Origin of the sequence: Streptomyces sp. NBC_01017, from assembly GCF_045162795.1 — a bacterium.
Classification (GTDB): Bacteria; Actinomycetota; Actinomycetes; order Streptomycetales; family Streptomycetaceae; genus Streptomyces; species Streptomyces machairae.
Window position 1 is genome coordinate 851,269 of the sequence record NZ_CP108683.1, and the last position, 12,504, is coordinate 863,772.

Here is a 12,504-nt window from a genome sequence, read left to right on the forward strand (position 1 = left end):
GCTGGTCGCCACCTGCGCGGACCTCGATGCCGATGACCGAGGCGAGGCCGTCTTTGCAATGCGCCTGCTCGCCCGCAGAATCCAGCACCTGTCCGACGAGGTCAAAGAGCTCAACCGGCGCACCACCAGGGCCGTCCGCTCCTGCCGGCCCCAGATGCTGGACCTGGTCGGTGTCGGGCCCGACAGTGCCGCGGCCCTCCTCATCGCCACAGGTGACGACCCTGACCGGATCACTGACGAGGCATCCTTCGCCGCCCTGTGCGGCGTCAGCCCGGTCGAGCAATCCTCGGGCAAGACACACCGACGGCGCCTGAACCGCGGAGGCAACCGCCAAGCGAACGCCGCGCTCTACCGCATCGTGATGACCCGCATACGCTGGGACGAACGCACACAGGCCTACCTGCAGCGACGCACCGCAGAGGGCATGTCCAAGCGCGAGATCATCCGGTGCCTCAAGCGATACGTCGCCCGCGAGCTCTACCGCCACATCCAGCCCCCAGCCAACTCTGTCCTCCCGCTTGACGAAACATAGGGGCTTCTACTCCAGCCACACGAGCGCCGAGGTGCGGGAGTGGGCCGGGGGGCAGGAGCGCCGGCTGCGGATCGTCCAGCTGCCGCCGTACCCCCCCGAACTGAACCCGGTGGAGCTCCTGTGGAAGCTCGTCAAAGATCTCCTCGCGAACCGTGCATTCCGTTCGATTCGTGAGCTGGCGGAGGCCGCCGAAGCAGCGCTCAGCAAGATCAAGAAGGCGCCGCATCTCCTGCGTGGATTCCTTGCCGGAACTGGGCTGGCATTGCTGGAGTGACCGTCAAGCGCTGAAATAAAGATCAGTACCAGCAGTTCAACCGCGACCACGCCCGCCTCCGAGCACCGGGAGAACGCGCCTTCGCTCAATTGAAGTCCTGGCGGATCCTCCGCAAAGCACGCTGTTCAACCCGCCGCATCAGCCGCACCGTCCAAGCCATCCACACACTCCTGACCTGCGACTACTCAGGATGAAAGAGGCTCAGTCACGTTGTCGGTGAGGTCTTCCGAGGGCGTGACGGGGCCGGGGGCTGTTGTTCAGGCCGTGGCAGGCAAACCGGCGCTGCCGGTGATCTGGTTTCCGGATCGTGAATCCGATGGTCATCTCGAAGTAGTGGTGTCCGGCGGTCATGAGGTGCCGGTGGGGTCGGAAATGGGTGAGATCCCCGTGAACGCCGACAGGGACCGCTGCACCGGTCCGACAGCCGGGAAGCCTTTCATCGCGCGTTCATGCTGCCTCGTGCGCTGGTGTGGGTTCTCCGCCCGGTTGATCCATCCCTTGTGGGAGCGGTGCTCGACCGAGGGCATCACCTCACGGTGCGCAGCCCCGCAGGTGACCGAACTTCGGGCACCGGCGCCGGACCGTCTCGTAGGAGACGATCACACCGCGCTCCAGCATCGGCTCCGCGACCTCACGGAGGTCGAAGCGGAAGTACAGCCACACGCAGGGCGAGTTGACCTCGACCGGGTAGCGGTGATTGCGGTACGACGGCGCGACCGACGACACGACGCCCCCTCCCCACACGGACAGCCCGAAGATCATCCCCCACCCGGCAACGCGGCGGAGCCCTCACAGGTCTTCGGGCAACAGCCGGAACGTCGCGTGCCCGGTGAGCGGCTGGATGATGCGAAAGTCCTTGTCCGTCGTGAACAGGGCATCAGTGCGGTAGGCCTTGGCCAGGGCGACGTTCATCGCGTCGGCGAGGCCGATGCTCTTGCCGCGGCGTGCGTCGGTGTAGCCGTCGGCGACCGCGATCGCAGTCGACAGGTGCGGGGCGATGTCCGCGACGGTGAACCGGTTCAAGGCGCGCTGCGTCTCGATGAACCGCGCGATCCCCAGCGCCGCCTCGGGGCTCGACCGGCTCGTGACCAGATAGTCCAGTTCTGCAAGCACGAGCGGCGAGATGACCAGGTGGGCCATCTGCTCGAAGGCGGCCTTGTGCTCGGTGTGCCCTGTCTCGCGCGGCGCGAGAAGCCGGATCAGGGCATTGGTGTCAGCGATAGTGACAGGGATGGTCACTGGCCCATGCCCCGCAGGATCTCGTCCATGTCCTGGTTGCTCATTGGGTCGCCCAGGTCGAACTCGGGTAGGTCGATGGGGCCGATGGGGGTCGTCGGGTGCGGGGGCACGTCCTCGTGATCGATCGGTACGAGGCGGGCGACGGGGCGGCCGTTCTTGGTCACGGTGATCAGCTTGCCGTTCTCGGCCTGGGCAAGCAGTGCTGAGGACTGCTGGTTGAATTCGCGCGCCGTGGCCTCCATGTAATACATGGTACTACGTTGGTCGCGTGCTTGTGGGGCTGGGGCGCGACGACCCCTACCACATGCGTGCCGCGGATCATGTCGTGGAGTCATGTCGCCAAACGGCTCGGTCGCGTTGTCGGGTGGGGCGTGGGATGAAAGCCGCGAACACGCTGACCGCGCTGGAATCGATCCGCGCCGCCCGCCCGGACGGCGCCCCGATCAACGTGATCCTGGACAACCTGTCCGCCCACCAGGGCGCCGACATCCGCCGCTGGGCAAAGAAGAACAAGACCGAACTGTGCTTCACCCCGACTACGCGTCCTGGGCGAACCCCATCGAAGCTCACTTCGGACCGCTGCGGCAGTTCACCATCGCCAACTTGCACTATCCCGACCACACCGTGCAGACCCGGGCCCCGCACGCCTACCTGCGCCGGCGCAACGCTGACACCCGCCACCCGGGCGTCCTGGCCGCCGCGCGCAAAGAACGTGCCCCCTGGGACCTGACTTCCGCAGTTGGTAGGCATGCGGATGCGGCCGATATGGGGTCTGAGCTGCGGGAACATGCGGAACGTGGCCGGGTGTGCGTGTGCCCACGCGGCTAGGTTGTGGCTGGTCAGGCGGGGTCTGCGGCGGTGATCCGGGGCGGTGGTTTGATGCCGCAGCCGCGGTAGATCGTGGCCTGCTCGCTGGTGAGCGGGGTGGTCTGGGTCAGCTGTCCGGCGTCGCCGGTGAGGGTGATCTCGTGGACGCGGCCCAATTCGGTGCTGATCCGGTTCCAGGTCTGGCCGGTGCGGCGTTCGGCGACGCGGATCAGCAGCAGGGCGAGCCAGCACAGCAGTACGTGCGCGCGGATGCGATGTTCCAGGCGGTGGAAGACCGGCCGCAGTTCCAGCACCGTCTTCAGGTCGCGAAATCCGCGCTCCGCTTCCAGGAGCGCCTTGTAGCCGACCGCGATCTCCTCGGCGGTCAGGTGCGGGTCGGAACTGGTCAGCAAGTACTTGCCGTCCAGCCGCTCCTCGGCCTTGACCTTGGCGCGGTCGATCGCCAGGCGTCCGCTCTTCGATGTCCTCAACCACCGCTTCAAGGTGGGGTGTTCGATCAGAGCGCATTCGGCGCGCACGTGCGTGGCCTCCGCGCGCTCGCGGGCCTTCGCAGTGGTCAGGCGCTTGGCGTCGCGTTCGCGCTGGGTGCGGATGCGCTCCAGTTCGGCCTCGATACGGGTGATCGCCTCCTCGCGGTGGTGGCGGTCGCGTTCCTCCTGAGCGGGGTTGTGGCAGATGACGAAGCGTCGGCCAGGGGCCTGGTCAGCTTGACCTCCTTGACCCGCAGGTTGTCGCGGACGCTCTGGTAGCGGCCCTGGCGGGCGAGGGCGGCCTCGGCGAGGTCATTGCCGTCGCGCATGCGCATCCCGGCGATGAAGTGGCCGCCGGCGCGGGTGAGGTAGGCCAGGTTGTCCGCGCTGGAGAAGCCGCGGTCCACCACGGTGATCACCCGTCCCAGCTTCCAGTCGCGCATGTCGTCCTTGACCTGCGGAAGGATCGCCTGATCACTGGTGCCACCGGGCCAGCACCAGCAGCGAACCGGCACGCCCTCCTTGGTGACGGCCAGTCCGATGGTGATCTGCGGCAGGTCGTCGCGGTGGTCCTTGCTCTTGCCGTAAGTGCGAAACGGGTTCTCGCCCGCGTCGGGCTCGTCGCGTTCGAAGTAGGTGTTGGTGGTGTCGAAGAACAGCAGGTCGACTTCGAGGTTGAGGAGGTTGGCGACCGCGAAGAACACCGCTTCTTGGACCTCGGCCTGGGCGTCGGCTTCCACCAGCAGGTCCATCGCCCGGTATGCCTGGTCCTCGTCCATCGCCTGCAGGCCCGGTATCGCCGTGTCGCGGCCGGCCCACTCGGCGGCCGAGAGCTTCGAGGCCGGGGCGATGGCGCGGTTGGCGACCAGGGCGAACAGCACGCGCTCGACGTCGGTGCGGAATCGGCGCGCGCCCAGGATCTTCGTGAGCGCGGCGTCGATGTCCAACTGCCGCCACAGGCCCTGCAGTAGCCAGACCGCTCCCAGAGGACGCGAGCCGGTCACCTGCAGGCCGCCGCCGGCCACCGGTGCCGCCGCGTCACCGCCCTCGCCGAGGTAACGGTTGATCGAAGTGACCAGGCGGCGCAGACCGTCGGTGTCGAGCTGGTCCTCGCGGCCGAAGTTGTGCAGCACCTCGGCCTGAGTACTGCCGCCCACGCGGTGGTTGTGCGCGAGCTGCACGTAGCGGACCGCCGTCCCGTCCTTCTTCTTCCGCTGGGTGGTCCGCAAGTACATGCCCACAGCATGAACGATCACCCCAGGAGGATTCAACCCTCACTTCAGAAAACGTGTGCCCACGCGTTTTCCTGACTCAACGCCACGGGCAACACCGTGACCTGCACCGACACCGCCCGGCAGACCTTACGTGCCCACGAACTGCGGAACTCAGGTGGGAGTGGCGGGTGACTACGTCCTCGTCACTGCGGCAGGTCGGGGAGAACTCAGTCGGTGCCTGCTCCGGGCGGTGACCGGCGAGGCGTAGGCCCTGCGCTCCGGTTCGCCGCGATGATCGAGGGTCCGTCTCGGCCGTGGTCACGAGCGCGTATCCAGCTCGATCTGCTCCGTCCCCGAAAGCACACCATGATCAACAAGTCCTGAAATAGCCTTCCGGGCGCCGCCGCCTCGCCAACTACGTGGCCAGAACGCGAGGCGGCGGCGCAGTGGCGGGGTGCCAGAGCGGCCAGTGGCCCGGATCCCCGCCGGAGCGTTCCGCCGTCGCTTTCGGCAAGGCAACGGCAGATTCACCGCCATCAGCCTAATCACCGGGCGGTGTCACTTTCCGGCAGACCCGCCAGAGAATTCCATCGTCTGGCCGCCGCCTCGCGCACCGGAAGAAAGGGCATTGTCACGTTGTCGGTAGCGCACTTGGTTGATGCTGCGTCAGGGCATGCTCAGGGCGGCGGGAGGGCGCCGTTGTCCAGGCCGTGGCGGGCATGCTGATGTTGCCGGTGATCCGGTTCCAGATGGTGAAACGGACGCTCAGTTCGAAGCGGCAGCGGCCGGCGGTGCCTTCTGATTTGGTCAGGTCCGGGCAAGGTTGCCGCAGCATTTTTTGTGCTTGCGGGAAGAGCCGCACCGGCAGGGGCTGTTGCGGGGCCGGGGGGGCCATGGGTGGGCCTGGCCCCCGGGCGGCGAGGCCGGCGGCGTGTCGGGCCCGGGTGTCCCCGTCCCGCGGGGAGGGGTCCTCGTCGTGGGTGGATTTCGGTTACGGGCTCATGGGGTTCAGTGGGCTGACCCCGGTGCCCGCATACAGGTCGGTGTCCAAGGACAGCAGGGTGGCGTCCTCCCCTGCCTGCCGGGCGACGATCACTGAGGATGCCGGATGCATCACCCGCCAGTCCGCCTGCCGCCATGCGCCGGCCACCAGAGCGTGGGCACTGGTGAAGTCGGCGGCCGTGGTGAAGCGGCGCCCCAGGATGTGCTGTCCGGTGCCTGGTCGTTCACGCTCGGCGACGGCTGCGGACAGGGTGGGGATCACGATCTCGGCGTAGCCGTAGCCGGCTTCGACGTACAGACCGTTGAGGAATTCGTCCCCTTCGGCGAGCGCCAGGACGCAGGTGTGGTCGAACAGGACGCGGATCACGCGGCGTGGTGCTCCCGTCCGAGATCCTGCAGGAAGGATCGGGCCCGGGCCCGCACGTCGTCAGAGACTGACACGCCGGTCATCTGCCGGACCTCTTCCAGTGCCTGCCGCACGCGCTGTTCCTTCTCCTCCTCGGTCAGCTCACGTGTCACCAGCTCCGCCAAGAGCTCGTTCATGGTGGTGCCGCGCTCGCTGGCCAGGATCCGCAGGCGGTCACGGACGTCCCTGGTGGTCTTGATACTGGTGTCCTGCTCACCCATAAAGCCACTCTACCGCGAGTAGAACACCAGCAGGGAGTCCCTGGCGATGTTGTGGCTGAGCGTTTCAGTCGGCCCCTGAGCGTGGTACTTGGCGGCTGAGCGTGATGGTTGGCCCAGGCCGTTTTCTCGTTACTCCGCAGCGCGGCCGATGAGTTTGTTGCTCCCGCCCGGTCCAAGCTCGTGACACCTAGGAAAGGACACCGCCATGTCGGAGCTTCTCGTCGACTTCATCACCTCCCTCGACGGCCACGCATCGGGAGAGGGATGGCCCGGGTTCTGGGGCCTCGAGGGCCCGGAGTACCTCGCATGGCTCGGCGAGCAGCCCAAGGCCACCTACCTGATGGGAGCGAACACCTACCGCCTGATGTCGGGCTTCGCCGCAGGCGAGGTCCCCAATGGCCAGGACGAGTTCAGGCCCGAAGAAGAGGCGTCCGTCGACGAGCTCACGCAGGCGTCCAAGGTGGTGTTCTCCTCCTCACTCGAGGAGCCACTGACGTGGGCCAACTCCACGCTCGTCCGCGACGACGCCGTCGAGGCGGTCCGCGCCATGAAGTCGAACGGCTCGGGGCTCCTCAGCACGATCGGCAGCCTCAGCCTGTGCCGGTCCCTGCTACGAGCCGGACTCGTCGACCGCTTCCGGGTCGTGATGTTCCCGGTGATCACCGGGGCCACCGGCGAAGAACGCATCTACGACGGCTATCCGGACGTTGCCCTCGAGATGATCGAGCACCGCACCTTCGACGGCCGCATCCAGCTGGTCGAGTACAAGCCCCGCGTGCTCGAGCACCCACCGCTCGGCGTCCCTGCCTGACGCCGCCCCGTCCGCCGGTCTGGACGGCCGCCAGGCCGGCACCGACGAGCGCGGAGCAGCGGTGTCCGCTCGCCGCGAGTGCTGTGGCACGCAGCACGAAGTCCTTCGCGCGGGCGCGTTCCCGCTCCGTCGCACCCCAGTCGAACTCCGCCAGGTCGAACCCGACGGCACCGCGCCCCATCACGTTCTGGTCCTGCAGGGTCAACAGCGCCGCGAAGCGGACGTCCCAGTCCTCGGAGGCGAGATCGGACACGGCCGGCATCAGCACGTCGATGAACACCGCGGCGGTAGCCATTGGACAGGTCCAGGTCGTGGCTACCGCCGGAGAAGATGTCGCTCACCGACCTATGATGCGATCCCGGCCCTCCACCTGCTTGGAGAAGACGCATGACGGATGCGAGCACCGGCAAAGTGGTCGTGAACAGGGTGATGTCCCTCGATGGGTTCATCGCCGGTCCCGGCCACACGATGGACTGGATCTTCGAGCACATGACGTCGGCGACGTTCCCGGAGGTCATGGCGGCCACGGGCGCCATGCTCATCGGCCGGGGCACGTACGAGGTCGGCAAGCGCATGTCCGACGAGAACACCGGCTACGACGGCGGGCCGCAGTTCGTCCTCACTCACCGCCCGCCCGACGAGCCGGACCCCAACGTCACCTTCCTCACCTGCGACATCGAGGAAGCCGTGGCCACGGCACGCCGCGCCGCCGGCGACAAGAACCTGGAGATCCTCGGCGCCGACGTGGCCGCCCAGTGCCTGCAGCACGGCCTCGTCGACGAGATCCTGGTGTACGTGCTGCCGGTGCTGCTCGGCGACGGCGTCCGCTTCGCCCCGCCGGGCCTCGACCGGATCGACCTGGAACCGTTCAGCAACGTCCAGTCGGGCGGGGTCACCATGCTGCGCTTCCACGTGCGCAAGTAGGCACGGCCGCAACTACTGGCCTGCTGTCATGGCCCCCATCCCGTGGGGCAAGTTCCCCAGTCTCCTGAACATCAACTGGCCAGACGGTGGCTGCAGTTCATGGCGAACACCGGTCGGGCTTCCCACACGATCGACGCGTACGGGCGGGCGGGCGGTCAAGGACCACCTGCGGTTCTGTGCAGTTGAAGGCACAGATCCCGTACTGGCCGGTGCGGACACGGTTGCCGCCTGGATCGAGGACATGCTCGACCGTCCCCGCCAGCGACCAGCGAAGACGCCGCTGCATCCGGAGACGGGACCCCGGAGTCGCCCGCCGAGCGGTCGCCTCAGGTGAGGGGCGTGCTGAAGGTCCGGCGTCTCGGCCATTCGCACCGCGCGCCATAGGTCCGGCAACCGGCACCGGCAGAGCGGGGCCGCGGGGCCCATCCGGTCGCTCGACTCGACCAGGTACTCGGCGTTGGAAATCTTCGTGACGAGCTGCGGCACCGTGCAGGTGCACGGGGCGGCCGTCGACGAAGTCAGCCCGGAAAGCCATCCGTCGGCTTGTGCTTGGTTTTCTTTACGGTGTCCTCGAAGAGCGTCTGGCGGCCCTGGTGGGAAGAGCAGGAGAAGCCCGTCCAGCAGCAGGACGGCGTTGCCGCGGACTTTGCACGGCATGGGGTCGAAGAGGACGGCGCGGAGGGCTTGGCGGTCTGTACACCGTCAGCATTGAAGGTCAACTTTGCAGGCCGCTACCGGACTGCGCGTCCGGCCAGCCGTCAGCAGCGAGTCGGCTCGGCCGAGCCATGACGGTCTGCGCTGCCGGGGTCGGCCAGCGGCTGCGGTGCCGCAGCATTTGGACGGGGATATCAGGGAAGCTCTGTGCGGCGCAGAGCTTCGCCGGATGCCAGGCCGGCTTTCACACTGACCACCGGCAGCAGGGCAAGTCCGAGGCCTGCTTCCACGCAGGCAACCGTCATGTCTTCACTCGGCGGGAGGCCGCGCGGAACAGGACCTGCCTCGGCGGGCACCTCACCGCGCGGCCGACCAACCGGCTGGCTCATGCTCCACCGCAGACTGGCCCGCGACTACGAGTTACTCCGAGCTCGGAGTAATTCGTACTATTCCGCGCTTCGAGTTATCCCGAGCTGACACCGACCGTGCAGGTCAGCGGAGTTGCGAGGTGCTGGTGCTCGGCATAACGGGCGCGGTCAGAGGCTGTCGAGGAAGGCGAGGACGGGGTCGGGGGCGGTGTAGCGGCCCGGCTTGCTGTCGGGTGGTGTGGTGCGGGCGAGGGCTCGTTCCTTGAGCGTCATGTCGGCGTGGAGGTAGATCATCGAGGTTTCCTGCGACTCGTGGCCGAGCCAGAGGGCGATCACGGAGGTGTCGGCCCCTGCGTGCAGCAGGGACATCGCCGCGGTGTGCCGAAGGGTGTGGGGCGTGACGTTCTTGGTGCGGAGAGACGCGCAGGCCACGGACGCGGCGGCGGTGTGCTTGGCGACGAGGCGGGCGACGGCATCCGGGCTGAGCCGGCCACCGCGGTGGGTGCAGAACAGCGGGTCGGTGGGGTCTCCGCCGCGTTCGGCGAGCCAGCCGCGCAGGACGGTGACCGTGTGGCGAGTGAGCGGGGTGGCGCGGTCCTTGCGGCCCTTGCCGTGGCAAAGGACGCGCGGGCCGCGTCCCAGGTAGATGTCCTGGAGTTGGACGCCGGTGAGTTCGCAAACGCGCAGACCGGTCTGGACGGCCAGGTGCAAAAGGGTGTGGTCGCGGCGCCCCCACCAGGTGCTGAGGTCGGGTGCGGCCGGCAGGGCCTCGATCTCGTCCCGGGTGAGGTAGCAGACGTCGCGTCGCTCGGTGCGTTTGGAGGGGATGGCCAGCACCTGCTGGATCAGGGCGGAGTACTCAGGGGACCGGAAGGCCGCGTATCGGAACAGCGAGTGGATCGCGGCCGGTCGCGCGTTGCGGGTGGTGGTGCCGTTGCCCCGCGTGTTCTCCAGGTGTGTGAGGAACGCGCCGATCAGGGCGGCGTCGAGGTCGGCGAGGTCGAGGTCGGTGGGCTGTTTGCCGGTCTGCTGGCTCGCATAGCGAAACAGCAGACGGATGGTGTCGCGGTAGGCGACGACGGTGTGGCCGCTTGCCTGGCGCTGGTGGGCGAGCCGGTCGGTGAAGAAGCCCTGGACGAGGGGTGCCGGTGAGCTCATGGGAGATCTCCGAGGAAGGCGTCGAGCCGGCCTGCGGCCAGGGCGAGCAGTTCGGGGGCCGCCTGGAGATACCAGTAGGTCGAGACCGGATCGACATGGCCCAAGTAGGTGGACAGCAGTGGAAGTTGTGCCTGGACGTCCGTGCCGGTGCGGTACCAGTTGAGCATTGTGGCGATGCAGAAGGTGTGCCGCAGGTCGTGGATGCGGGGCTTCCGGCCGCCCGCCGCTGGACGGATGCCGGCAGCGTCGCGGAGCCGGGCGAAGGTCTCGGGGACGTGATGGGCGTCCAGGCGATCCCCGCGGGTGTTGACGAAGAACGCCGGGGTCGACACCACGGGCTGGAGCAGGTCGCGCCGCTGGTCGTGGACGTGCAGCGCCTGCATCGTGCTGGGGTGCACGGGGACCTCGCGGGCCTTGCCGAGTTTCCCCGCCCGGATAGTGAGCACCCCGGCGTCCCAGTCGACGTCGGAGCGGTCGAGTCCGCAGGCTTCACCGACGCGCATGCCAGTGGCGGCCAGCAGACCGATCAGGGTGGCGTAGTTGAGCGCCCGCAGCGGATGGCGGAGCCCGGTGGCGGCCGCCATCAGTGCGACGATCTCGTCCGGGGCGAACAGGTGCGGGGCGATGCGGCGATAGCGCAGGGGCATCAGATCCGGGTGCGGAATCTCGGTGGCCGGGTCGAGGGCCTGCAGATGCCGGGCGAAGATCCGTGCCACGGTGAGTCGCTTGTTCCAGGAAGCCGGGTTCACGCCGGGCGCGGTCCGCGTAGCCCAGGCCACCGCCAGGTCGGTGGTGATGGTGATGGCGCCGACGCCTTCGAGGTAGCTGATGAAGTCCATCAGCATCCTGCCGTGGCCCTCCAGCGTGAACCCCAGGTTCCGCCGCATGGTCAGGTAGTCCCCCGCGTGCTCGCGCAGACTGGTCATGACGCCTCCCCGGGCCAGGGCCGGGCCAATTCCCGCAGCCGTACTCGGTCGACCTTGGCGTAGATCGCCGTGGACAACTGGGACCGGTGCCGCAGGACTTGGCCGACTTCGGGCAGGGGTGCTCCGGCGGCCAGCAAGTCACTGGCCACCGTGTGCCGCAGCCGATGGGCGCCCAGCCGCGGCAGGCCGGTCCGCTTGCAGCCACGGGCGACGAGGGCACGGATGCCGCTGGCGGTGACGGACTGGCGAGGGGCACGCCCGGAGAGAAACAGGCGGCTGGTGGAAGAGTCGGAGGGACGGCCGTGCATCAGGTAGTCAGCCAGGGCCTCGCCGACGTCGGCCGGCAGCGGGAGGCGGTCGGTGAGCCCGCCCTTGCCGCGGATGGTCAGTTCACCGGACCGCCAGTCGACATCGTTGATCTCGATCGCGGCGGCCTCGCAGGCACGCAGCCCGAGCCGCGACAGGACGGTCAGGACCGCGAAGTCGCGCCGCCCGGCAGGGGTGCTCCGGTCGCATCCGGACAAAAGCGTGTTCACCTCGTCGGCTGTCAGGCGGCCCGGCAACGTGGCGAGTCTCCGGTTCGCCACCGTGGGCACCGCCCCCGCCAGCGGCCTGGCATCGGCGGTGCTGCGGCACGCAGCCCCCTCCAGGACGAACCGGGTGACGTGCTCGGCGGTCAGACCGGCCAGGCCCTGCGCCAGCGGCAACGGCACCGTGGACAAGAACGCCCGTACCGGCGGCAGATAGCGGCGGACCGAAACCTCAACCACCCCACGCTCGTCCCGCAGGTACTGCCGGTACTCGCTCAGCAACACCCCCACCTCGCTGTCGTCGACGGGCACCAGGGCCTCCGGCACTGCCCCGACCGAGCGCAGATGGGCGAGGAGAGGAACGAGAGCACGCGAGCTCGTTCGCTTCCGGTAGTCCCGCCGACGAACGGCGAGGAACTCCGCGATCACCGGCCCTGCCAAGGCTTCCGGCTCCACGCCCCGGGCACCCATCCACCGGCTCAAGTGGGCCGTGAGTTGCATCAGCTCACAGGAAGACTTGGGGGTGTAGCCCTGGTGCAGCACCGCGGCACACAAGCCGACCGCGTACGGAGCCAGCGGCCCCGTCACCACTACTCGCGACGGATCACGCTCATACATGACCGCCCTCCAGACTGGGCTCCCAACCAGTCAGGCAGTCCAAGCCGCAGAACGCGACCCCTGCATTATTCCGACCGCCCCGTACCCGTTCACCGCCTCAGCCTGCGCGGTTCGTGTCAGGTCGGGATAACGCGAAGCGCGGAATAGTACGAAACCCTGTCCGTCCGCTCCGAAGCCATGATCCACATCGCCATGACCGACCTCATGGCCCGCCGTCCCACCAGCGGGAACGTCATCTCCCGGCGCGACCCGACACCGCAGAGCAAACAGCAGATTCCGGGATGGAACAACGGGAGAAAACGGCCTCTCAGCTTCTCGGCCACCCGGCG

General features: G+C 68.1%; 13 protein-coding genes and 4 pseudogenes. 6 read left to right on the plus strand and 11 right to left on the minus strand.

Annotation, left to right across the window (positions count from 1 at the left end; all coding sequences use genetic code 11):
• Positions 1-58 precede the first annotated feature (58 nt).
• The 3 genes and pseudogenes from OG331_RS04190 to OG331_RS04200 all read left to right on the plus strand — a co-directional run.
• The gene (locus OG331_RS04190) at positions 59-532 is read left to right on the plus strand and encodes a transposase (RefSeq protein ID WP_406191672.1); all 474 of its coding nucleotides are present in this window, start codon (positions 59-61) and stop codon (positions 530-532) included.
• Positions 519-806, plus strand: a complete 288-nt coding sequence (locus tag OG331_RS04195) for a transposase (protein ID WP_406191674.1) — start codon at positions 519-521, stop codon at positions 804-806. The genes OG331_RS04190 and OG331_RS04195 overlap by 14 nt, the downstream gene beginning before the upstream one ends.
• 20 nt (positions 807-826) lie before the next feature.
• Positions 827-1,000 (plus strand): annotated as a pseudogene (locus OG331_RS04200) (transposase family protein); the annotation flags it as partial.
• A gap of 63 nt (positions 1,001-1,063) precedes the next feature.
• On the opposite strand, the pseudogene OG331_RS04205 reads toward OG331_RS04200, so the two are convergent.
• The 3 genes and pseudogenes from OG331_RS04205 to OG331_RS04215 form a co-directional block, all read right to left on the minus strand.
• Positions 1,064-1,532, minus strand: a pseudogene (locus tag OG331_RS04205) (hypothetical protein).
• A 63-nt stretch (positions 1,533-1,595) separates the two neighbouring features.
• Positions 1,596-2,045, minus strand: a complete 450-nt coding sequence (locus OG331_RS04210) for a PIN domain-containing protein (RefSeq protein WP_406191676.1) — start codon at positions 2,043-2,045, stop codon at positions 1,596-1,598.
• Complete coding sequence (locus OG331_RS04215) at positions 2,042-2,287, minus strand: type II toxin-antitoxin system Phd/YefM family antitoxin (RefSeq protein WP_406191678.1); 246 nt, start codon at positions 2,285-2,287, stop codon at positions 2,042-2,044. Before OG331_RS04215 ends, OG331_RS04210 begins: the two co-directional genes overlap by 4 nt.
• 140 nt (positions 2,288-2,427) lie before the next feature.
• On the opposite strand from OG331_RS04215, the pseudogene OG331_RS04220 reads away from it, so the two are divergent.
• Positions 2,428-2,873: pseudogene (locus OG331_RS04220) on the plus strand (transposase); the annotation flags it as partial.
• An 11-nt stretch (positions 2,874-2,884) separates the two neighbouring features.
• Here the strand turns inward: OG331_RS04220 and OG331_RS04225 are convergent.
• From OG331_RS04225 to OG331_RS04245, 5 genes and pseudogenes are all read right to left on the minus strand, one after another.
• A complete protein-coding gene (locus OG331_RS04225; protein ID WP_406191680.1) occupies positions 2,885-3,343 on the minus strand; it encodes a hypothetical protein in 459 nt (152 codons plus the stop codon).
• Positions 3,344-3,429: 86 nt separating this feature from the next.
• Positions 3,430-4,578: an IS1634 family transposase gene (locus OG331_RS04230; RefSeq protein WP_406191682.1), complete on the minus strand. Its 1,149-nt coding sequence runs from the start codon at positions 4,576-4,578 to the stop codon at positions 3,430-3,432.
• A 786-nt stretch (positions 4,579-5,364) separates the two neighbouring features.
• Positions 5,365-5,436 (minus strand): annotated as a pseudogene (locus OG331_RS04235) (SEC-C metal-binding domain-containing protein); the annotation flags it as partial.
• A gap of 112 nt (positions 5,437-5,548) precedes the next feature.
• The gene (locus OG331_RS04240) at positions 5,549-5,926 is read right to left on the minus strand and encodes a PIN domain-containing protein (protein WP_406191684.1); all 378 of its coding nucleotides are present in this window, start codon (positions 5,924-5,926) and stop codon (positions 5,549-5,551) included.
• Entirely contained in the window at positions 5,923-6,186 is a 264-nt protein-coding gene (locus OG331_RS04245) for a hypothetical protein (RefSeq protein WP_406191686.1), read from the minus strand. Before OG331_RS04245 ends, OG331_RS04240 begins: the two co-directional genes overlap by 4 nt.
• 205 nt (positions 6,187-6,391) lie before the next feature.
• Between OG331_RS04245 and OG331_RS04250 the strand changes: the two genes are divergently transcribed.
• Positions 6,392-6,997, plus strand: a complete 606-nt coding sequence (locus tag OG331_RS04250) for a dihydrofolate reductase family protein (RefSeq protein WP_406191688.1) — start codon at positions 6,392-6,394, stop codon at positions 6,995-6,997.
• A gap of 387 nt (positions 6,998-7,384) precedes the next feature.
• Positions 7,385-7,921, plus strand: coding sequence for a dihydrofolate reductase family protein (locus OG331_RS04255; RefSeq protein ID WP_406191690.1), 537 nt, complete (start codon positions 7,385-7,387; stop codon positions 7,919-7,921).
• 1,190 nt (positions 7,922-9,111) lie between these two features.
• Here the strand turns inward: OG331_RS04255 and OG331_RS04260 are convergent.
• Genes OG331_RS04260 through OG331_RS04270 form a run of 3 tightly spaced genes read right to left on the minus strand, consistent with a single transcriptional unit; the run spans position 9,112 to position 12,175 of the window.
• Complete coding sequence (locus OG331_RS04260; protein ID WP_406191204.1) at positions 9,112-10,101, minus strand: tyrosine-type recombinase/integrase; 990 nt, start codon at positions 10,099-10,101, stop codon at positions 9,112-9,114.
• Positions 10,098-11,027 carry a tyrosine-type recombinase/integrase gene (locus OG331_RS04265; protein ID WP_406190751.1) on the minus strand — a complete coding sequence of 310 codons (930 nt, stop codon included), beginning with the start codon at positions 11,025-11,027 and terminating at the stop codon, positions 10,098-10,100. The genes OG331_RS04260 and OG331_RS04265 overlap by 4 nt, the downstream gene beginning before the upstream one ends.
• The gene (locus tag OG331_RS04270; protein WP_406191692.1) at positions 11,024-12,175 is read right to left on the minus strand and encodes a site-specific integrase; all 1,152 of its coding nucleotides are present in this window, start codon (positions 12,173-12,175) and stop codon (positions 11,024-11,026) included. Before OG331_RS04270 ends, OG331_RS04265 begins: the two co-directional genes overlap by 4 nt.
• Positions 12,176-12,504 lie beyond the last annotated feature (329 nt).

What these genes read in the sequence shown, in the direction of transcription:
- OG331_RS04190 (WP_406191672.1), top strand. Translation starts at nt 59, where the DNA reads ATGCGCCTGCTCGCCCGCAGAATCCAGCACCTGTCCGACGAGGTCAAA.
- OG331_RS04215 (WP_406191678.1), bottom strand. Translation starts at nt 2,287, where the DNA reads ATGGAGGCCACGGCGCGCGAATTCAACCAGCAGTCCTCAGCACTGCTT.
- OG331_RS04230 (WP_406191682.1), bottom strand. Translation starts at nt 4,578, where the DNA reads ATGTACTTGCGGACCACCCAGCGGAAGAAGAAGGACGGGACGGCGGTC.
- OG331_RS04245 (WP_406191686.1), bottom strand. Translation starts at nt 6,186, where the DNA reads ATGGGTGAGCAGGACACCAGTATCAAGACCACCAGGGACGTCCGTGAC.
- OG331_RS04250 (WP_406191688.1), top strand. Translation starts at nt 6,392, where the DNA reads ATGTCGGAGCTTCTCGTCGACTTCATCACCTCCCTCGACGGCCACGCA.
- OG331_RS04255 (WP_406191690.1), top strand. Translation starts at nt 7,385, where the DNA reads ATGACGGATGCGAGCACCGGCAAAGTGGTCGTGAACAGGGTGATGTCC.
- OG331_RS04260 (WP_406191204.1), bottom strand. Translation starts at nt 10,101, where the DNA reads ATGAGCTCACCGGCACCCCTCGTCCAGGGCTTCTTCACCGACCGGCTC.
- OG331_RS04265 (WP_406190751.1), bottom strand. Translation starts at nt 11,027, where the DNA reads ATGACCAGTCTGCGCGAGCACGCGGGGGACTACCTGACCATGCGGCGG.
- OG331_RS04270 (WP_406191692.1), bottom strand. Translation starts at nt 12,175, where the DNA reads ATGTATGAGCGTGATCCGTCGCGAGTAGTGGTGACGGGGCCGCTGGCT.